The organism is Nibrella viscosa, assembly GCF_039541875.1.
Lineage (GTDB): Bacteria > Bacteroidota > Bacteroidia > Cytophagales > Spirosomataceae > Nibrella > Nibrella viscosa.
On the sequence record NZ_BAABHB010000005.1, the window covers coordinates 296,493 to 315,795 of the forward strand.

At 55.2% G+C, this 19,303-nt stretch carries 18 protein-coding genes and 1 pseudogene; 16 read left to right on the forward strand and 3 right to left on the reverse strand.

Annotation, left to right across the window (positions count from 1 at the left end; translation table 11 throughout):
* Positions 1–163: 163 nt before the first annotated feature.
* Positions 164–391: a hypothetical protein gene (locus tag ABD931_RS15055; protein WP_345268501.1), complete on the forward strand. Its 228-nt coding sequence runs from the start codon at positions 164–166 to the stop codon at positions 389–391.
* 114 nt (positions 392–505) lie between these two features.
* On the opposite strand, the gene ABD931_RS15060 is transcribed toward ABD931_RS15055, so the two are convergent.
* Entirely contained in the window at positions 506–3,013 is a 2,508-nt protein-coding gene (locus ABD931_RS15060) for a S9 family peptidase (RefSeq protein ID WP_345268503.1), read from the reverse strand.
* Between the two features lie 168 nt (positions 3,014–3,181).
* On the opposite strand from ABD931_RS15060, the gene ABD931_RS15065 reads away from it, so the two are divergent.
* From ABD931_RS15065 to ABD931_RS15075, 3 genes are all read left to right on the forward strand, one after another.
* Positions 3,182–4,057 carry a PE-PGRS family protein gene (locus tag ABD931_RS15065; RefSeq protein WP_345268505.1) on the forward strand — a complete coding sequence of 292 codons (876 nt, stop codon included), beginning with the start codon at positions 3,182–3,184 and terminating at the stop codon, positions 4,055–4,057.
* Between the two features lie 88 nt (positions 4,058–4,145).
* The gene (gene crtD / locus ABD931_RS15070; protein WP_345268507.1) at positions 4,146–5,642 is read left to right on the forward strand and encodes a 1-hydroxycarotenoid 3,4-desaturase CrtD; all 1,497 of its coding nucleotides are present in this window, start codon (positions 4,146–4,148) and stop codon (positions 5,640–5,642) included.
* Positions 5,643–5,735: 93 nt separating this feature from the next.
* The gene (locus tag ABD931_RS15075) at positions 5,736–6,920 is read left to right on the forward strand and encodes a cation:proton antiporter (RefSeq protein WP_345268509.1); all 1,185 of its coding nucleotides are present in this window, start codon (positions 5,736–5,738) and stop codon (positions 6,918–6,920) included.
* Here the strand turns inward: ABD931_RS15075 and ABD931_RS15080 are convergent.
* Positions 6,911–7,222 carry a hypothetical protein gene (locus tag ABD931_RS15080; RefSeq protein WP_345268511.1) on the reverse strand — a complete coding sequence of 104 codons (312 nt, stop codon included), beginning with the start codon at positions 7,220–7,222 and terminating at the stop codon, positions 6,911–6,913. The genes ABD931_RS15075 and ABD931_RS15080 overlap by 10 nt on opposite strands.
* A gap of 101 nt (positions 7,223–7,323) precedes the next feature.
* Here ABD931_RS15080 and nhaD point away from each other — a divergent pair, with 101 nt between their 5' ends.
* From nhaD to ABD931_RS15105, 5 genes are all read left to right on the forward strand, one after another.
* Entirely contained in the window at positions 7,324–8,625 is a 1,302-nt protein-coding gene (gene nhaD / locus ABD931_RS15085; RefSeq protein ID WP_345268513.1) for a sodium:proton antiporter NhaD, read from the forward strand.
* A 130-nt stretch (positions 8,626–8,755) separates the two neighbouring features.
* Positions 8,756–10,165: a M16 family metallopeptidase gene (locus ABD931_RS15090; RefSeq protein WP_345268515.1), complete on the forward strand. Its 1,410-nt coding sequence runs from the start codon at positions 8,756–8,758 to the stop codon at positions 10,163–10,165.
* Between the two features lie 35 nt (positions 10,166–10,200).
* Positions 10,201–12,288 carry an insulinase family protein gene (locus ABD931_RS15095; protein WP_345268517.1) on the forward strand — a complete coding sequence of 696 codons (2,088 nt, stop codon included), beginning with the start codon at positions 10,201–10,203 and terminating at the stop codon, positions 12,286–12,288.
* Between the two features lie 153 nt (positions 12,289–12,441).
* On the forward strand, positions 12,442–13,494 hold the full coding sequence (locus ABD931_RS15100) for a serine hydrolase domain-containing protein (protein ID WP_345268519.1): 1,053 nt from the start codon (positions 12,442–12,444) through the stop codon (positions 13,492–13,494).
* Between the two features lie 38 nt (positions 13,495–13,532).
* Positions 13,533–14,669, forward strand: a complete 1,137-nt coding sequence (locus ABD931_RS15105) for a 5-(carboxyamino)imidazole ribonucleotide synthase (protein ID WP_345268521.1) — start codon at positions 13,533–13,535, stop codon at positions 14,667–14,669.
* Positions 14,670–14,708: 39 nt separating this feature from the next.
* Here the strand turns inward: ABD931_RS15105 and ABD931_RS15110 are convergent, their stop codons facing one another.
* Positions 14,709–15,545, reverse strand: a complete 837-nt coding sequence (locus tag ABD931_RS15110; protein ID WP_345268523.1) for a fumarylacetoacetate hydrolase family protein — start codon at positions 15,543–15,545, stop codon at positions 14,709–14,711.
* Between the two features lie 144 nt (positions 15,546–15,689).
* Between ABD931_RS15110 and ABD931_RS15115 the strand changes: the two genes are divergently transcribed.
* The 7 genes and pseudogenes from ABD931_RS15115 to ABD931_RS15145 all read left to right on the forward strand — a co-directional run bounded on the left by ABD931_RS15115 (position 15,690) and on the right by ABD931_RS15145 (position 19,241).
* The gene (locus ABD931_RS15115; protein WP_345268526.1) at positions 15,690–16,016 is read left to right on the forward strand and encodes an ArsR/SmtB family transcription factor; all 327 of its coding nucleotides are present in this window, start codon (positions 15,690–15,692) and stop codon (positions 16,014–16,016) included.
* A 50-nt stretch (positions 16,017–16,066) separates the two neighbouring features.
* Complete coding sequence (gene arsN2, locus ABD931_RS15120) at positions 16,067–16,516, forward strand: arsenic resistance N-acetyltransferase ArsN2 (protein ID WP_345268528.1); 450 nt, start codon at positions 16,067–16,069, stop codon at positions 16,514–16,516.
* A gap of 32 nt (positions 16,517–16,548) precedes the next feature.
* Positions 16,549–17,394, forward strand: a complete 846-nt coding sequence (locus ABD931_RS15125) for an arsenite methyltransferase (protein WP_345268530.1) — start codon at positions 16,549–16,551, stop codon at positions 17,392–17,394.
* A gap of 34 nt (positions 17,395–17,428) precedes the next feature.
* Positions 17,429–17,842, forward strand: coding sequence for an arsenate reductase ArsC (locus ABD931_RS15130; protein ID WP_345268532.1), 414 nt, complete (start codon positions 17,429–17,431; stop codon positions 17,840–17,842).
* Positions 17,839–18,000: a hypothetical protein gene (locus tag ABD931_RS15135; protein WP_345268534.1), complete on the forward strand. Its 162-nt coding sequence runs from the start codon at positions 17,839–17,841 to the stop codon at positions 17,998–18,000. The genes ABD931_RS15130 and ABD931_RS15135 overlap by 4 nt, the downstream gene beginning before the upstream one ends.
* A pseudogene (locus ABD931_RS15140) lies at positions 17,990–18,144 on the forward strand (arsenical-resistance protein); the annotation flags it as partial. The gene ABD931_RS15135 and the pseudogene ABD931_RS15140, both read left to right, overlap by 11 nt.
* Positions 18,145–18,164: 20 nt before the next feature.
* The gene (locus tag ABD931_RS15145; RefSeq protein ID WP_345268536.1) at positions 18,165–19,241 is read left to right on the forward strand and encodes an ArsO family NAD(P)H-dependent flavin-containing monooxygenase; all 1,077 of its coding nucleotides are present in this window, start codon (positions 18,165–18,167) and stop codon (positions 19,239–19,241) included.
* Positions 19,242–19,303: the final 62 nt, after the last annotated feature.

Sequence of the window (19,303 nt, forward strand, 5' to 3'; positions counted from 1 at the left end):
ACGGTACCCGGCTAGTGTAGTCTTACGGTCTTACGATTGGGCTATAGCGCAACGGGAAGCAGGTCGTTGCATTATCTCTGGCTTTCATAGCCAAATAGAAAAGGACGTACTGCACTATTTGCTTAAAGGTACACAACCAATCATTCTGGTATTAGCCCGTGGAATGAAAAAGCAGCTTGATCCAGATTTTCAAATGGCTTTAAATCAGGGTCGCTTGTTAATAATTTCTCCTTTTAAAGAGACTGTTACCCGAGTTACAGAACAGACTGCTCTTATTCGCAACCAACTTATGATTGAATTGGCCGATGAAGTTCTGATTGCTCATGCTAGCCCTGGTGGTAAGTTGGAAAAGCTAATTCAGGATACAGGCAAAAGAATAATCCGGTTCTGAAGCCGCTGTCCTTACTGAGACTACATCCATTTTGCTTTTTTGATTAATTTTCAAAACAAAGCGGGAGAACTCTCGCCCTCCCGCCAAAACTGCCGACTGCAAACTGCCCACTGCCTACTTACTCCCCCCTACTGTACTCGTTTTAGTGGTCGTTGAGGCATCAGCGTTCTTCACGTACTTATCCAGCCAGCCGTTCATCTCCCACAGCATGTGCAGCAGAGATTCTTTGGCCGTGTAACCGTGGCTTTCGTACGGCAGGAACACCAGCCGGGTAGTAGCCCCGAAGCCTTTTAGCGCATTGTAATACCGCTCCGACTGAATGGGGTAGGTTCCCGTATTGTTATCGGCTTCGCCGTGCACCAACAGCAGGGGCGTTTTCATCTTGTCGGCGTTCATAAACGGCGACATTCGGTTGTAGACCTCCGGCGCCTGCCAGTAGGTCCGCTGCTCGTTTTGGAAGCCAAACGGCGTCAGGGTCCGGTTATAGGCACCCGAGCGGGCGATCCCGGCCCGGAACAGGTTACTGTGGCTTAACAGATTGGCCGTCATGAACGCCCCGTACGAGTGCCCACCGACACCGACCCGGCTGGGGTCAACTACGCCGAGCCGGACGCCCTCGTCGATGGCCGCTTTGGCGCTGGCAACCAGCTGCTCTACATAGGTATCGTTGGGCTCCTTGTCACCCTCGCCTACAATGGGAATAGCCGCATTATCCAGCACGGCATACCCCATAGCCGCAAAAATGGCGGCTCCCATCGGGTACACACGGTTGAACTGGTAGGGCGAACCAGCTACCTGCCCGGCGGCATCTTTGCTCTTGAACTCGGCCGGATAGGCCCACAGGAAGGTTGGCAGCGGTCCGTTTTCTTTCTTATAGCCGGCCGGCAGATACAGCGTAGCCGTCAGATCGACACCGTCGTTGCGTTTATACCGAAGCTGCTGCTTCTGAATGCCCTTCAACTGCGGATACGGGTGCGGGAAGGAGGTGACCTGCGTGAGCGGGTTGGTCTTTTTCTTTGCGTTCAGGTTCCGGACATAGTAGTTCGGGTTTTCTTCCTGTGTTTCGCGGGTGGTCAGAATCAGGCCTTTGGCGGCATCCAGCACGGCAATTGGGCGTTCAAACACCGGGGCTTCGGAGCGCCAGAGTGGCCGTGTCTGTTTGGTGCTCAGGTTCAATACGCTCACAAATGGGCGGTCGCCGTCGGGTGAGGCACCGGTGGCGTTCACCATCAGGATCTCGTTGTTCGGCAGGATATTCAGCACCTCGCGGCCGAACTGGTTTTTGCGGGTATCAAACTGGCCGGGATTACCGTATCGGTCTTCCGAGGAGCGATCAAACAATGGGGTGGCCTGCCAGGTGGCCGGATTGACAATCCGGGTTACGGATTTGCGGGTTTGGTACCAGCGTTCGGTAGCGATGGCGGTGGTTTCGTTCCCCCACTCGAAGCCGGTAAAGCGATTAGCAGCCGCGTAGATTTCTTTGGGCTGGGCGGTAAACGGCGCTTCCAGCATATATACTTTATCGCGAACCTCTACTTTGCGCTTGGGGTCCCCCCCGTCCTGGGCTTCTACGTAGGTGATGGTAGCCGGAACATCGGCCCGCCATTCGTAGCTGCGCGGCCCAGTCTGTACGGCATCGGGTCCCCAGGGAATATTTTCCTGCAACGGGCTATTGTGCAACGTTTTTAGTAAAGTGCCGTTGATGGCATACACCTCCGACTTCAGCGGGAAGCGGTATGCCGGCACCAGGTACGAGAACGGCCGATGCGAGGTTTCGATCAGCACGAACCGGCCATCGGGCGAGGGCGCGGCATCCTGCACCATACCCGGCTGCCCAATAGCCTGTACCGTGCCGTCCAGCCCCAACCGGACCACCTGCGCCGTGGCGTAGTACTCAAATAGTTTCTCGTCGGAGGGGTTCTTCAGCATGTCCTGATAGGTAGCCGCCTGGGCTTTGGTGCCCTGGTTCTCCTGGACGGTGGGACCGGTCGGCACGCGGCTTTCGGCCGGAGCCGGGCCGCGCCTGGTCGGTACGGTTTTGGCCACGAGGCTTTTGCTGTCGGAGACCCAGCGGAAGGGTACGCCATAGGCAGCATTCAGGGCCAGATTGGTCACGCGCCGGGCGGTAGCTGAGGCTACATCGGCCACGTACAGCTCAATTTTACTGTCGGTCGACTGGGCAAACGCAATCTGGGTTTCATCGGGCGACCATTGCACGTAGCTGATACGCGGCTCGGCCGGCAGCCCCTTGATGGCCACTTCATCTTTACCCGATAATTTCTTTAGTGTCAGGCCGTTTATATAACTAACGCGGCTCGGCCCGTTATTAGCCGGATTGATGCGCAGACCAGCCAGCCGGAGTTCCGGCTGCGACAGCTCGGCGATAGTCGGATTGGCCGCCCGCTCCATAATGAGCAGGTAGTCGCCTTTGGATGTGACACTGACGGTCGGCGTCGGCGGTACATTCACCAGATCGGCCAGGGCCTTGGGGGGTGTCTGGTAGCCGGCAGCGTCCTGCGCCTGTAAAGCCGGTGCCGAAAGCAATGCCGGCAGCAGGAACCAGCCTGCCCGTTGCAGCAATAGGCGTTTCATAGAGTCGATGAAATAAGATTTACGTTGCATAGATTAGGTTCGGTAACGCTTCTGAAAGTCAAAGATACGGACTTTACGCGCTACCTTTGGATAAGAAGTCTGCCCTTCCGTTCTACTTCTGTATAAAATTCATAGGGTACGTAAACCTTTACCGGCCCAGATTACTTTATTTAGCGACTCTTTTGACATCAGCTGTTCATGCGCCTTACCCTCACGATATCCGTTTTCACCGTACTGCTCCAGTCCTGCAACCTGGTGGGTGTCCAGACGCAGGAAGCGCAGTTTTCCAGCAATCCGACTATTTCGGCGATTCAGCCCGGTCAGATCGACGAAGCATCGGGTGTTGTCGACAGCCGCAGTATGCCCGGCAATCTGTGGGTTGAGGAAGACAGCGGTAATCCAAACGACCTGGTACTTCTGGGTCACGATGGCAAGATCAAGGGCAGAGTACCCGTCCCAAACGCCCAAAACCGGGATTGGGAGGATATGGCTATGGGACCCGGCCCACAGTCGGGAGTCAACTACATTTACCTTGGCGATATTGGGGATAACAACGCTCAATATCCAACCTGCACCATCTACCGGCTGCCCGAACCCAAAAGCCTGACCGACGCCGTGACCCAGGTAGACCGGATTACGTTTCGCTACCCCGACGGTCCCCGCGATGCCGAGGCCCTGCTGCTGGACCCTAAAACCAGTGATCTATGGATTGTTACCAAACGGGAAGAAAATGTACATCTGTACCGGCTTCCCTATCCGCAAAGCACAACAGACGTGATTACCGCGCAGGCTTACGGGGCCATCCCGCTGGTATCGGGTATTACGGGCGGAGACATTTCGCCCGATGGCAGCGAGATCCTGCTGCGAACCTACCTGGGCGTTCTGTACTGGAAGCGGCAGGGCAATGAACTGCTGGCCGACGTTTTGCAAAAGCGCTCATACCGCACGCTGCCCTACCGTATTGAGCCTCAGGGAGAGGCCGTCTGCTTCGACCGGCTGGGAAGCGGCTATTTTACCCTGAGCGAACGGAACAATGCGGCCGCCGTTTCGTTGTATTACTACCCACGGAAATAATGATAAGTTATGAGTTAAAAGTTAAGAATTACCAGTCATCCAATAATTCTTAATTCTTCACGCTTAATTCATAACTCATAACTCAAAAATGAATGCTGCCATAATTGGTGCCGGGATTGCCGGCATTGCGGCTTCGATCCGGCTGGCTGTGCGAGGCTACTCGGTCGATGTCTTTGAAGCGAACACCTACCCCGGCGGTAAGCTGTCCAGCTTTGACCAGAATGGATACCGGTTTGATGCCGGCCCCTCCCTGTTTACCATGCCGCACCTGGTCGATGAACTGTTCCGGCTGGCCGGCCGCAATCCTCAGGACTATTTTTCCTATATCCGGCTTGACGAAACCTGCCGCTATTTCTGGGACGATGGTACCCACCTGACCGCCTGGGCCAATCACGACGCCTTCGGCCGGGAAGTGGCAGAAAAGCTGGGCGAGCCGGCCGAACACCTGCATGCCCACCTACAGGATAGCGCCCGCAAATTCGACGTAACCGAAAAACTTTTCCTGCATCGGTCGCTGCATAAAGCCTCCACCTGGCTCAACCGGGATGCCCTGCGGGGCTACTGGCATCTGCCCCGGTTGGGTGTGTTCGGGACCATGAATGGAGCTAACGAACGGCGATTCCGGAACCCTAAGCTGGTGCAACTCTTCAACCGATACGCCACCTACAACGGCTCCGATCCGTACCAGACCCCCGCGCTGATGAACATCATCCCGCATCTGGAGTACAACATCGGCGCTTTCTTCCCCAAAGAAGGGATGATCGGCATCACCAACAGCCTGGTTAAGCTGGCCGAAGACCTGGGCGTGCGGTTTTATTACAACACCCGCGTGACGGAGGTTATGACGGAGGGAAAACGTGTGGTGGAGCTTCGTGTGGAGCATAGAGGCCAAACAACCAGTCTCTCCCTGCCCCCTGCCCCAGGCCCCTTGCTTTTCGACGTAGTCATCTCCAACATGGACGTGGTGAATACCTTCCGGAAGCTGCTGCCAAACGCCCGGCAGCCGGAGCGGATTCTGAAACAGCCGAAGTCGAGTTCGGGCCTGATCTTCTACTGGGGTATCCGGCAGACGTTTCCGCAGCTAGGGCTGCACAACATCTTCTTCAGCAACGATTACAAAACTGAGTTCGACTACCTGTTCCGGCGGCATGAGCTATACCACGACCCGACCATTTACCTCAACATCACCTCCAAGCACAAGCCCGACGATGCTCCTCCCGGCTGCGAAAACTGGTTTATCCTGCTGAATGCCCCCAACAACACCGGTCAGGACTGGGATGCCATCATTGCCGAAGCGCGGCAGAATGTCATTCGCAAACTGAGCCATAACCTGGCCGTCGATATAGCTCCCCTGATTGAAACCGAAGCCATTCTGGACCCGCGCAGTATTGAGTTCAAAACATCCAGTTCGCAGGGTGCCCTTTACGGCAACAGCTCCAACAACCGCTTTGCGGCCTTTTTGCGCCACGCCAACTTCTCGCGGGAGTTCGATAACCTGTACTTTGTAGGCGGCAGTGTGCATCCGGGCGGAGGCATTCCGTTGTGTCTGTTATCGGCGAAGATTGCGACGGAGATAATTCCATAATGAATACATCTGTAGCAGTGAACGTTACCGGCAAGTTACCAAAAATGCCTATCTTGCGCGTATAGTTGTTTTTGTAGCCCACCGCTCAACCGCATGGATTCATCCTATTGGATTATTATTCTGAGCCTGTCGGTCCTGATTTCGTACGTGTTCGACCTGCTTAGCAGCCGATATAAAACCCCATCCGTCATTTTGCTGCTGGCGCTGGGGATGATTATACGTCAGATTACCAATTATTTCGACGTACAAATTCCGTTTATTGCCCCTACGCTGTCTATTCTGGGTACCTTAGGTCTGATTCTGATCGTTTTGGAAGGCGGGCTGGATCTGGAACTGCAGCCGGAACGATACGGCCTGATCCGACGAACGTTTCTGATGGCACTTTCATCCATCGTCATTACGTCACTTCTGATTGCCACTACACTCTACCTCCTGCTGGAAGAGTCGTTTTATAAGTGCCTGGTCAACGCTACGCCCTTTGCCGTCATCAGCAGTGCCGTGGCCATTCCGAGCATCCGTAATCTGGCCTATGGGCAACGGGAATTTGTCACCTACGAATCGTCGTTTTCCGACATTCTGGGGGTGATGCTGTTCAACTTTCTGCTGCTCAGCAACGAGTCATCGGTGTTCAATGCCTCCTTTGTGTTTGTCCGGGATACGCTGCTGATGGCCGTTATTTCCCTGATCTGCTGCTTTCTGCTGCTGTACCTGATCAGCCGGATTAGCCACCCGGTTAAGTTCCTGCCCATTATCTCGGTGCTGTTTCTGGTGTATGCCATTGCCGAAATTTACCAGCTATCATCGTTACTGCTGATCCTGGTCTTTGGCCTGTTTCTGAACAATACCGAACTGTTTATCAAGGGAAGACTGGACCTGATTTTTAAGAACGACCTGTTTGAACGGGAACTGGACCAGCTTAAAAACCTGACCACCGAAAGTGCTTTTGTGGTGCGTACGTTTTTCTTCCTGCTGTTTGGCTACACGGCCCAGGCCAGAGCGCTGCTCGACATCGACGCGCTGATCGTTAGTCTTATCTTTGTGCTGGTGGTGGTAGGAGTACGCTTCCTTACCCTGCAGGCTACGTTCCGGGGCTCTGTGTACCCCATCATCTGGATTGCACCCCGCGGGCTGATCACCATCCTGCTTTACCTGAACATACCCAGGCAATTACAGATAACCGGCTTTCGGGAAGGCATTCTGATGCTGGTGGTGATCTTTTCGGCGCTGGTGATGATGATCGGCGTGATTACCCACAAGCCTGCCTCTGATCAGATATAGTGCCGGAACGTAAACCAGGGGCGTTTCGGCAGGTAGTGCAGGTTCTTTTCGTTGGCAAACGCTTCCCGCTCGAAGCTGATGTTGCGGTAAGCGGTATAATGATCCCGGTACTGCCAGCGCCGGATCAGGTACTCAACCAGGTACCAGATGTAAAACGGCAGGATACCCAGTTCGAGCTGCTGCCGCAGGTGTACCCGCTCATGATTGATTAAGACCGGATTAGGATTCGGCCGCCGGACCAGTACCAGCGGAAACAAGGCCATACCCTCAACCCACAAGAAAGGCACCCGAACAACCAGCATCGACAATTATTTTTATTCTAATTCTACCTATTCCGTCCATCCCGGCCTAATTTTAACCCGCCATAACCAAGGTTGGTTCAACCGGCCACACCCATTTTACCATGCTTATATCCATCGTTGCTGTTTTTGTAATCGGTTACCTGCTCATTGCGCTTGAACATCCCATCCGCCTGAATAAGTCCGCTTCTGCCCTGATTACAGGTGTTGTCTGCTGGACAATTTACGCCCTTTCTACCGGAAATATCGAGCATACCGTAACTGAGTTATCCGAGCATTTGGCCGAAATTTCCGAAATCCTGTTCTTCCTGCTGGGGGCCATGACCATTGTCGAACTGGTGGACGCCCACGAGGGCTTCAACATTATTACCGACCGTATATCCAGCCGGAATACCCGCGTGCTGCTTTGGATTATCAGTATCCTTTCGTTTTTCCTGTCGGCCCTGCTCGATAACCTGACCACCTCCATCGTGATGATCTCGGTACTGCGCAAGCTGGTACGTAATGCCGAACAGCGCCGGCTGATGGCCGGCATGATTATCATTGCCGCCAACGCGGGCGGGGCCTGGTCGCCCATTGGTGACGTAACCACCACCATGCTCTGGATAGGGGGGCAGATTACCACAACCAACATCATTATAACGCTGTTGCTGCCCAGCCTGGTTTGCATGGTCGTACCGCTATCGGTACTTACCTACCGCTTTAAACCCGGTGCCCAGGGCGATGTCGGCACCGCAAAACACGGCATCAGCCGCCCGTACGTCTCTCCGCTGAAACGCCGGGACCGGGCCATCATGCTGGCCGCCGGTATTGGCGGGCTGTTGTTTGTGCCGGTTTTTAAAACGGTTACCCACCTGCCGCCCTATATGGGCATGATGCTGTCGCTGGGTGTTGTCTGGGCGATTTCGGAATTCATCCATGCCGACAAAGACGACGAGGACAAAAAACGCTTTTCGGCGGCTCATGCCCTTTCCAAGATCGATGCGCCCAGTATCCTGTTCTTTCTCGGCATTCTGCTGGCGGTGGGTGCGTTGCAGGCTATCGGGCTGCTGCGTACACTGGCCGTTTCGCTGGACAACGCCGTGGGTAATCTGGATCTGATCATCTTTCTGATCGGTATTGTCTCGGCTATTGTCGATAACGTACCCATTGTGGCGGCCGCTATGGGCATGTATGATTTGTCGACCTACCCCGTCGACTCCAAAATGTGGGAGTTTCTGGCGTACTGCGCCGGCACGGGCGGCAGTCTGCTGGTGATCGGCTCAGCCGCCGGTGTAGCCGTGATGGGTATGGAAAAGCTGGAGTTTATGTGGTATATCCGGAAGATAAGCTGGCTGGCCCTGATCGGCTACGTGGCCGGGGCCATTACCTACCTGGCGCTCTACTCCATTCTTCCGCATGGCTGAGCGTAGCTGCCACTGGTGTAGGTATAGTGCCGTTGATCCGGCAATTGGTGCGGTTCTCTACTAATCTGCCGGTTTAATCGTTAATTTTGAACAATTCTGGACTAGTAACTAACCTGTAAGTCTGCTTACTATGAGAAAAATAGTGTTATGCGTAGCGCTCAGCCAAAGCCTGTTGTGGTCGGCTGTAGCGCAAACGCCCAAAACAGCCTCGAAGTCACCGGTCAGGCCCCCGGCTACCGCGTCATCACCAGCGGAGGGCCGCATCCAGTTTACCGAATACGATCTGCCCAACGGCCTGCACGTGATCCTGCACCAGGATAACAGTACACCCCTGGTAGCCGTGACGGTGATGTACCATGTCGGCTCGAAGAACGAAAAACCGGGCCGCTCGGGTTTTGCCCACTTTTTTGAGCACCTGATGTTCGAAGGCTCGGAGAACATTAAACGGGGCCAGTACATGAAAACGGTGGAAGGGGCCGGGGGGCAGTTAAACGCCAATACCTCCAACGACCGCACGTTCTACTACGAAGTGCTGCCGTCCAACAAACTGGAGCTGGGGCTTTACCTGGAGTCGGAGCGAATGCTGCACGCCAAAATTGACGAAACCGGCGTGAACACCCAGCGCGAGGTGGTGAAGGAAGAACGCCGGCAGCGCTACGAGAACCAGCCCTACGGCTCGTTCTTTCCGGAAGTGCTGAAGCGTGCCTATAAAGTCCACCCCTACAAATGGGCACCCATCGGCTCCATGGAAGACCTGAACGCGGCTAAAATTGACGAGTTCCGCGACTTCTACCAGGAGTTTTACGTACCCAACAACGCCATTCTGTCCATTGCCGGCGATATTAATATCGATCAGACGAAGCAGTTAATCGAGAAGTATTTTGCGGAAATTCCCAAAGGCACCAAACCCATCTACCGCCCGAACGTAAAAGAACCGGAGTCGAAGCAGGAGGTGCGTGATATCGTGTACGACAACATTACGCTACCCGGCGTGTTCCAGGCGTACCATATGCCGGCCCAGGGTACGCCCGACTATTACGCCCTGAACGTGCTGACTACCCTGCTGGCCGATGGCGAGAGTTCCCGCCTGAACAAAGAGATTGTGGATAAGCAGCAGAAAGCGCTGCAAACCAGTGTGTTCCCGCTGGCGCTGGAAGACCCCGGTCTGTTTATCACCATCGGGATTGCTAATATGGGTACAAAGGCCGAAGAGCTCGAAGCCGCCATTGATGCCGAAGTGGAGCGCGTTAAGAAAGAACTGGTTTCGGATAAGGAATTCCAGAAGGTGAAGAATCAGATTGAATCCGACTTCGTAACGCGCAATGCCCGGGTTGCCGGTATTGCCGAAAACCTGGCCAACTACAAGATGTATTTCGGCGATGCCAATCTGATTAATACCGAGTTGGAACGCTACAACAAGGTCACCAAAGAAGACCTCCGCCGGGTGGCCAACAAGTACCTGACCAGGGAAAACCGCGTGGTACTGTACTACCTGCCAAAGTCGATGGAACCGAAGAAAACGGAAAGTAAAGGGGAGTAGGGTTTGAAGTCTGAAGTTTGAGGTTTGAAGAAACAATGAGAACATACATAAAGCATACCTTCATGGCGGCTTCGCTGGCGATTGTGGTTACCACAGGCTTTGCGCAGAAGCTCGACCGTACCAAACTGCCGGCCGATGCGCCGGCCCCGGTTATCCGGCTGGCTAACCCGGAATCTTTTACCCTCGCCAACGGGCTGCGGGTCTTTGTGGTGCAGAACAACAAGCTGCCCCGCGTAGCCTTTAACCTGCTGCTCGACTATGAGCCCATTCTGGAAGGCGACAAAGCGGGCTACGTCAGCATTGCCGGCGAGCTGCTGAAGACCGGCACCAAAACCCGGACGAAAGACCAGATTGACGAGGCAGTCGATTTTATGGGGGCCACCCTGAATACGTCGCCGACGGGTATCTATGCCGCTTCGCTGAAGAAGCACACCAATCAGCTGCTCGAACTGATGGCTGATGTGCTGCTAAACCCCAACTTCACGCAGGCGGAACTGGACCGGCTCAAAAAGCAGAACATTTCGGCCATCGCATCCCGCAAAGACAATCCCAACGCCATTGCCTCGCTGGTGAGCAATGCCGTGATGTACGGTAAAAATCATCCGTACGGCGAAACAGAAACAGAGGAAACCGTCGGCCGGGTGACGCTGGCAGACGCCCGGACGTTTTATACTACCTATTTCCGCCCGAATATCGGCTACCTGGCTGTGGTGGGTGATATTACGCCCGCCGAAGCCCGGACACTGGTCGAAAAGCATTTCAGCAAATGGCAGCGGGGCGATGTCCCCAAACCCACCTACGCTATGCCAAAAGCCCCGGAGAAAACCAAAATCGTGCTGGTCGACCGGCCCAGTGCCGCCCAGTCGGTGATTGCGGTGGTGTCGCCGGCGGAGCTGAAACCCGGCTCCCCCGACGCAATCCGGACCAGCCTCATGAACGATATTCTGGGAGGTGGTGCTACCGCCCGGCTGTTTATGAACCTGCGCGAAAAACACGGCTATACCTACGGTGCCAACTCTTCGCTGACCTCCGATAAGCTGATCGGTCGTTTTCGCGCCGGTGCCAGTGTGCGCACCGCCGTTACCGACAGCGCCGTGGCTGAGTTGATGCATGAACTAAAAGCAATTCGCGAAGGCGTACCGACCGACGAAGAGCTGAAGCGGACCAAAAGCATCTTCTCCGGCAACTACGTCTTTTCGCTGGAAAACCCGCAGACCATTGCCAACTACGCCATCCGGACGGCGCAGTACGGCCTGCCCGCCGACTACTACGCCAATTACCTGAAAAACGTCGAGAAAGTCACAGATGCCGAAATTAAGCAGATGGCCCAGAAGTTTATCGACCCCAGCCGGGTGTACATCGTGGTGGTCGGCAAAGGGGCCGACATTGCCGATAAGCTGAAGCGCTTCGGCGATATTGAGTACTACGATGCCCAGGGAAATAAGGTTGATGCGCCGACACCGGCTAAAGCGGCTCCGGTGGGAATGAACGCCCAGCAGGTGATCGATAAATACATTGCCGCCGTCGGTGGGAAAGACGCGCTGACGAAGGTAAAAGACATTACCGTTACGCTGAATACCGAAATTCAGGGGCAGGCCATGGAAATGGTTCGGAAGTCGATGGCCCCCAATAAATCATCGATGGTAGCGACGGCGATGGGTATGGAGGTGGTGAAGATGGTGAGCGACGGCTCTAAAGTGTCTATGATGCAGATGGGACAGGGTCAAACCCTGGAGGGCAAAGACGCGCGGCAGATTACCCTGACCAGCGGCACCTTCCCCGAACTACGGATGGCCGAGAACGGTGTAAAAGCTACCCTGGCCGGCACCGAAAAAGTAAACGGCAAAGACGCTTACAAAGTCGTGTACACCACCGATGAGGGAATCACCTGGACCGATTTCTTTGATGCCGAGTCGGGCCTGCGCGTTCAGCAGATTACGACGCAGCAGGGTCCGCAGGGTGCCATTCAGGTGCCGGTCAGCTTCAGTAATTACAAGGAAGTAAACGGTATCAAATTTCCGTACACCATTCAGCAATCGATGGGGCCGATGCAGTTGACGCTGAATGTGAAGAATATCGAGGTCAACAAAGGTCTGAAAGAGTCTGACTTTGAGGTAAAATAACCGGCAGCCATTTTTGCCGTACCGGAGCCGCACCCTGTGGATAAGGTGCGGCTTTTTTAGGTGTATACGTATCCGAATCAGCACAGTGGCTTTGGAATACGGCTTGATTTTGGCGGCTGCATCGGTTACCTTTAGTGGTAAAACAGCGCTGTTATGGTACGTCTGGTCTGCTTATTCGTATTACTGGCCGCCCTTGTTTCCTGCCGGTCTCCCAAAGACGTTACTCCCAGGGTATACAACTTTGAGCCCGTTACAGATGTCCTGCTCGACAGTATTGCCCGGTACCGGGGCAATTTGCTGGTGCTGGTAAGTCAGGCCGAAAACCCGGTTTACGAATTCGAGCTGGCAATGGGCAAACGGGAGGCCATTCCGCTGGCGTCGGCCACCAAATGGCTGTCGGGGGCCGTTATCATGGCGCTGGTCGATGAGGGAAAGCTTTCGCTGAACGATACCGTCGGCAAGTACCTGCCCAACTTTACCCGCTACGGCAAAGGCCATATTACGCTCCGGCAGTTGTTCTCGCATACGTCGGGGCTTCCCGCCAACACCCCACAGGGGTTTGAGTCGCGCCGGGTATTCACGCTGGCGCAGGCCGTCGACTCCATTGGCCGCACCACCAAACTGCTGTCCAAGCCCGGTACCGCTTTCTTCTACGGTGATCTGGGCATGCACGTGGCCGGCCGCATGGCCGAAGTAGCCTCCGGCAAAAGCTGGCATACCCTTTTCGGAGAGAAAATTGCCGACCCCTGCGAAATGCGGTATACCGTGTATACCAGCGAAACGAATCCCGGCATTGCCATTGGAGCCGCTTCGGTGGGACCCGATTACCTGAACTTCCTGGAAATGCTCGTCAACAATGGAGTATACGAAGGAAAGCGGGTGTTGAGCGAAGCCGCTATCCGGGAAATGGAAAAAGACCAGACCAATGGGGCCACAATGACCTATACCGTATATCCCCGAAACCCGTATACCCCCACCGGCATTCAGGCTCCGCTGCGGTACGGCATTGGTATCTGGCGGGACGTAACCGACCCCAATGCCAGTGTTCCTACCGAGGTTAGCTCGCCCGGCATATTCGGCGTACACCCGTGGATAAACCGCAGGCAGAAAATCGCCGGGATTATTTTTACGATGTCCTCCTTTGGCGATACCTGGCTCACCAGCCTGAAAGTGCGGGAATTAATCAGAAAGGAAGTGGCGCAATAAGGCTTATGCCTATTTTTGCGGGACGATTCAACACCCGCATGACAGCTACAACTTCTTCTATCGGTATTTTAGGCGGAGGGCAACTCGGCCTGATGCTCCTCCAGGCCGCTATCGACTGGAACCTCCGCATCCATATCATCGACCCCGATGCCGAAGCGCCCTGCCGCCATCTGGCTACCTCTTTCCGGCAAGGCTCCCTCACCGATTATGATACTGTTTACCAGTTTGGTCAGTCGGTCGATGTGCTGACGATCGAAATCGAGAAGGTAAACGTGGATGCACTGGAAGCTCTCGAACGGGAAGGCAAAAAGGTGTATCCACAGCCCGCCGTGATCCGGACGATCCAGGATAAAGGCTTACAAAAGCAGTTTTTCCGCAACCACAACCTGCCCACCGCCGATTTTATCCTGACGGATAACCGCGAGGACGTAGCCCGCTACACCGAGTTTCTGCCGGCCTTCCACAAATTAGGCAGAGATGGTTACGATGGCCGGGGGGTACAGCGCATAGCCTCCGCCGACGATGTCGGCAAGGCATTTGACGCGCCGGGGGTACTGGAAAAAGCCGTCGATTTCGCGAAAGAACTGGCCGTAATCGTCGGCCGCAACGAGCAGGGTGAGCTTATGACCTTCCCAACCGTAGAAATGGTTTTTCATCCGGAGCATAATCTGGTAGAATACCTGTTTGCCCCCGCCGAAATCAACGAGGCTATTGACCGGCAGGCGCAGGACATCGCCCGCCGGACGGCCGAAGCCTTCGGCATTGTAGGTCTGCTGGCCGTGGAGATGTTCCTGACAAAAGACGGCGAGGTACTGGTAAACGAAGTAGCGCCCCGCCCACACAACAGCGGCCACCACACCATCCGGGCCAACGTTACCTCGCAGTACGAACAGCACTGGCGGGCCATTCTGAACCTGCCTTTGGGCGATACCACGGCCTACCAACCGGCCGCAATGGTCAACCTGCTGGGCGCACCCGGCCATACCGGCCCTGCCCGCTACGAAGGCTTCGAGCAAATCCTGAGTATGCCGGGCGTCTTTCCGTTCCTGTACGGCAAAGCCGTCACCAAACCCTTCCGCAAAATGGGCCACGTCACCGTCATGGATACCGACCTGGAGCGGCTGCGGCAGAAGGTGGCGGAGGTGAAGCAGCGGGTTCGGGTGGTTTCTAATTAGTTTCAGGTTCCAGCGGGACGGCCCCGCTGGAACCTGAAATCATTGAACCCTATTCTCCAGCGTTCCCACCCCATCAATCGCAATCCGCACCACATCGCCGGCCTGCAAGGAGAAATGATCGGGCGGAACAATGCCGGTGCCGGTCATCAGGTAGCAGCCGTAGGGGAACGATAGCTCCCGAAACAGGTACGAAGCCAGTTCGTCGTGCTTGCGCTTCATGCGGTCGATGCGGATGCTTTCGTCGAAGGCGGACTGACCGTCGCGCAGAATCTCCAGCCGGATCGTGGTGTCCGAGGAAATAGGTTCCTGGGGTACATACAGGCAGGGGCCGATGGCAGCACTGCCGTCGTAGGTCTTGGCCTGGGGCAGATACAGCGGGTTCTCCCCTTCAATGTCACGCGAACTCATATCATTGCCGCAGGTATAGCCCACAATCTTCCCTGAGCTGGTAATAAACAGGGTCAGTTCCGGCTCCGGCACATTCCATTGAGAATCCTTCCGAATCCGGACGGCATCGCCCGGACCAACGGCCCGCGCTGCGGTGGATTTAAAGAACAACTCCGGCCGGTCGGCATCATACACCCGCTCGTAAAAATCCCCTCCCCCGGCATCTTTCGATTCTTCTATCCGGGCGTTGCGGCTACGGAGGTACGTCACCCCCGAAGCCCAGATTTCCTGCTGGCCGATGGGCGGCAACAATTCCTGCTCCGTCCAGCGCCGGTACTCGTCGGAGGCAGCCGTAGAAAGGACCTCGCGTTGCAGAAAGTCGTGGAGGTTGTCTTCGTTGACCAGGTAATCCCAATCGTCGGAGGGGGCACGGAAGTAACGGGAATCGTGTTCGACCACAATTCCGGAGCGGGTTTTGTAAAGCTTCATACCAGGGTAAAGAAATTTTTTCGGCAATATACTTGACATTGCAAAACTATTCATCGTAATATTGCGATATATTTATAACGAACACCGCTACTCTGGTGCTCGCAGAAACGAAGATCGCCGGCAGAGGGGCCGGTAAGGAAAAGAATGGGCGTCACGAAAACAGAAGTATTTACAGCGGAGCAGAACCGCATTGCCGAACTGGCTAAAGCGCTGGCACATCCGGCGCGGGTAGCTATTATACAGTATCTGATCGTCACCAGGAGCTGTGTGTGCGGAGACCTGGTCGATGAATTGCCCATTGCGCAGGCGACCGTATCGCAGCACCTGAAGGAGTTGAGCCGGGTGGGGCTGATCAAAGGAAGCGTAAATCCGCCACGGGTTTGCTATTGCATCAACGAAGATGTCTGGGAAGAAGCCAAAACCACGCTGGGGCAGTTTCTGGAGGCTTTTACCGGCAGTACGTGCTGCTAAATTTTTTTGCCCAAATCAATCGCAATATTACGATAGTACAATTTTAAACAATGACCATTTTTATGAACATCGACATCCGCACTGCCGAACCGGCCAACCAGCACCAGGTGGCCGTCCTGCTTCAACACGTTAATCTTCCCACCGACGACCTGCCCACCGGCCTGCCGGGCTTTGTTCTGGCCTTCGACGGCGACCGGCTCGTCGGCTCCGCCGGAGTTGAGTCTTACGACCGCGTTGGGCTGCTCCGCTCCGTAGCCGTTGACCCCGACTATCGCGACCACAAACTGGGCCGCCGGCTGGTCGATGCCGTCCTGGAAAATGCCCGTCAGCAGGGCATCCGCGAAGCCTATTTGATTACCACCACCGCCGACCAGTATTTTGAGCGGTACGGCTTCACCTGCGTCGAGCGTAGCACCGTTCCGACCCCGGTTGCCACTACGCAGCAGTTTAGCCAGTTGTGCCCGGCCTCGGCGGTCGTCATGAAAAAGTCTTTAGTTTAATCGTTTCTATCCACCCCAAAACAACCTTCATTATGGCAACGTCCACTGAACTCAAAGAAATCGTTAAGCAGAAGTACAGCGACATCGCGCAAAGCGAACCCGCTTCCGGCACAGTCAGCAATTGCGGCTGCGGCTGTAACTCCCAGGCCAGCGTTCCAACTTCCTGTTGCAGTCCATCTACCGACCTGCTGGAGGGGATACAGATGGCCGAGAGTTACGAAAAACTCGACGGATACGTAGCTAATGCCGATTTAGGGCTCGGCTGCGGCTTACCCACGCAGTTCGCCCAGATTAAACCCGGCGACCTTGTGGTTGACCTGGGCTCCGGTGCCGGCAACGACTGCTTTGTGGCCCGCGCCGAAACAGGCGAAAACGGCCGGGTAATTGGCCTGGACTTTACCGAAACAATGGTGAATCGGGCCCGCCAAAATGCCGACGCCCTTGGCTACACTAACGTGGAATTCCTATTGGGCGACATCGAAACCATGCCCCTGCCCGATAACCTGGCCGATGTGGTGGTCAGCAACTGCGTGATGAACCTGGTACCCAACAAGCAAAAAGCGTTTGCGGAAACGTACCGGATTCTGAAGCCGGGTGGTCACTTCAGCATCTCAGACATTGTGCTGGAAGGCGAACTGCCGGAGGGGCTGCAACGCGATGCCGAATTGTATGCCGGCTGCGTATCGGGGGCCATTCAACTGGTCGATTATCTGTCGGTGGTTGACGAAGCCGGATTCTTAAACATCCGCTTACAAAAAAAGCGGGAGATTCACCTGCCGAAAGAGGTGCTGCGAAACTACCTGAGCGACGCCGACATACAGGCCTATCGGGAGCAGGGAAAGGGAATTTTCAGCGTCACGGTCTACGCCGAAAAGTAGCCCTTAATCGATCTTATACCCAAGTCAACCACGCATGAATATTCTGGTCCTTTGTACAGGCAACTCCTGCCGCAGCCAAATCGCTCACGGCTATCTGCAACACTTCGCCGGCGACCGCGCTACCGTATACAGCGCCGGCGTGGAGACCCACGGTCTGAACCCAAAGGCGGTGCAGGTCATGGCGGAAGACGGTATCGACATCTCGCATCATACGTCAAACCACGTGGACGAGTACCAGCAGGTGAATTTTGATTTTGTGATTACCGTCTGCGACAACGCCAGAGAGCGCTGCCCATATTTTCCCACTACGGCTCAGAACTTTCATTACAATTTTCCGGACCCGGCAAAGGCAACCGGCACACCGGAGGAGGTAATCACCCAGTTCCGCGCTGTACGGGACCAGATTAAACAATATAGCCACCAATTCGTAAACGAGCACCTCGCATGAGCACCGTCGCGGCTGCCCTAAAACCCAGATCGTCGTTTCTGGACCGGAACCTGACGCTATGGATCTTTCTGGCCATGGCCCTGGGTGATCAGGAATACATAGCGGGTCTGAAGAGCGTTCAACAGCGTGTTCCAGGTACTGTTCTACGCCGGCAATAACTTTAAATCGGGTATTGCGGTTGCTATTGCGGGGTTCGGCATTAAGTCTCAGGCGCGGCATTTGCCGCCGTTATCGGGCCACTTATTGAAGTGCCGGTGCTGATTCTGCTGGTGAATGTCGCCCTAAAACAGCGATCCGGGTTTACCAACTCTGTTCAGGCAAAATGCGTCGACAACGGGTTTTCGATACCATCATTATTGGCGGTGGTCAGTCCGGACTGGCCATCGCCTACCACTTGCGTCGGTATACAGACAACTATGTTATTCTAGACAATCAGGCTCAGCCGGGTGGTGCCTGGCAACACGGCTGGGACTCTCTCCGTCTGTTTTCACCCGCTGAGGCCAGTTCGCTACCGGGCTGGCTGATGCCTTCGGCCGGGGCTGGCTATCCTACCCGCGACGAGGTAATCAGCTACCTGAATCAGTACGAACAGCGCTACAAGCTACCCATTCAGCGGCCGGTGCAGGTGGAAACAGTAGAACAACAGAACGGCCACTTTGTCCTGCACACCGACCAGGGCGAGTACGTTACCCAGACGCTGATTTGCGCTACGGGTACATGGAGTTATCCCTACTGGCCCTACTATCCTGGTCAGGAGCTATTCAGCGGCACGCAACTGCACTCTGCTCAGTATCGCTCACCCGATGAGTTACAGGGCAAAAAGGTGCTGATTGTCGGCGCCGGCAATTCTGCCGCCCAGATTCTGGCCGAAGTGTCCCGCGTAGCCACTGCCCAATGGGTCACCCTGGAGGAGCCCTTGTTTCTGCCCGACGAAATCGATGGTCGCCATTTGTTTCAGGCGGCCACGGCTAAATACAATGCTTCACAGGAAGGAACAGCTATTCCACCATTAACGGGTCTGGGAAGTATTGTGATGGTCGATAGCGTCAAAGAAGCCCGCCGGCGCGATGTGCTGCACGCCCGCCGTCCCTTTACCAGCTTAACGCCTGATGGCGTAGTATGGCCGGACGGTTCTCAAGAGACGATTGACGCCATTATCTGGTGTACAGGGTTTCGTCCGGCACTTCGCTTCCTGAGATCATTGGGCATAGTGGAAGAAAATGGCAAGGTAGCAACCGAGGGCACGCGTGCCATTCACCAGCCCGGCTTGTGGCTGGTAGGCTATGGTGGCTGGACCGGCTTTGCCTCCGCCACCCTGATTGGTGTTAACCGGTCGGCGCGGCAAACGGCTCTGGACGTTAGCAAATATCTAAAGGAAACTTCTCTAAAAACTGTGTAGTTTAGCACCTGGCGCATTTCAGTACCCCATGCCTTATGCCATAACGACGGACCGCCACGCCT

Bases quoted from the DNA above. Each gene is read 5' to 3' on its own strand.
- ABD931_RS15055 (WP_345268501.1), top strand. From the start codon at position 164: ATGAAAAAGCAGCTTGATCCAGATTTTCAAATGGCTTTAAATCAGGGT.
- ABD931_RS15060 (WP_345268503.1), bottom strand. From the start codon at position 3,013: ATGCAACGTAAATCTTATTTCATCGACTCTATGAAACGCCTATTGCTG.
- ABD931_RS15065 (WP_345268505.1), top strand. From the start codon at position 3,182: ATGCGCCTTACCCTCACGATATCCGTTTTCACCGTACTGCTCCAGTCC.
- crtD (WP_345268507.1), top strand. From the start codon at position 4,146: ATGAATGCTGCCATAATTGGTGCCGGGATTGCCGGCATTGCGGCTTCG.
- ABD931_RS15075 (WP_345268509.1), top strand. From the start codon at position 5,736: ATGGATTCATCCTATTGGATTATTATTCTGAGCCTGTCGGTCCTGATT.
- ABD931_RS15080 (WP_345268511.1), bottom strand. From the start codon at position 7,222: ATGCTGGTTGTTCGGGTGCCTTTCTTGTGGGTTGAGGGTATGGCCTTG.
- nhaD (WP_345268513.1), top strand. From the start codon at position 7,324: ATGCTTATATCCATCGTTGCTGTTTTTGTAATCGGTTACCTGCTCATT.
- ABD931_RS15090 (WP_345268515.1), top strand. From the start codon at position 8,756: ATGAGAAAAATAGTGTTATGCGTAGCGCTCAGCCAAAGCCTGTTGTGG.
- ABD931_RS15095 (WP_345268517.1), top strand. From the start codon at position 10,201: ATGAGAACATACATAAAGCATACCTTCATGGCGGCTTCGCTGGCGATT.
- ABD931_RS15100 (WP_345268519.1), top strand. From the start codon at position 12,442: ATGGTACGTCTGGTCTGCTTATTCGTATTACTGGCCGCCCTTGTTTCC.
- ABD931_RS15105 (WP_345268521.1), top strand. From the start codon at position 13,533: ATGACAGCTACAACTTCTTCTATCGGTATTTTAGGCGGAGGGCAACTC.
- ABD931_RS15110 (WP_345268523.1), bottom strand. From the start codon at position 15,545: ATGAAGCTTTACAAAACCCGCTCCGGAATTGTGGTCGAACACGATTCC.
- ABD931_RS15115 (WP_345268526.1), top strand. From the start codon at position 15,690: ATGGGCGTCACGAAAACAGAAGTATTTACAGCGGAGCAGAACCGCATT.
- arsN2 (WP_345268528.1), top strand. From the start codon at position 16,067: ATGACCATTTTTATGAACATCGACATCCGCACTGCCGAACCGGCCAAC.
- ABD931_RS15125 (WP_345268530.1), top strand. From the start codon at position 16,549: ATGGCAACGTCCACTGAACTCAAAGAAATCGTTAAGCAGAAGTACAGC.
- ABD931_RS15130 (WP_345268532.1), top strand. From the start codon at position 17,429: ATGAATATTCTGGTCCTTTGTACAGGCAACTCCTGCCGCAGCCAAATC.
- ABD931_RS15135 (WP_345268534.1), top strand. From the start codon at position 17,839: ATGAGCACCGTCGCGGCTGCCCTAAAACCCAGATCGTCGTTTCTGGAC.
- ABD931_RS15145 (WP_345268536.1), top strand. From the start codon at position 18,165: ATGCGTCGACAACGGGTTTTCGATACCATCATTATTGGCGGTGGTCAG.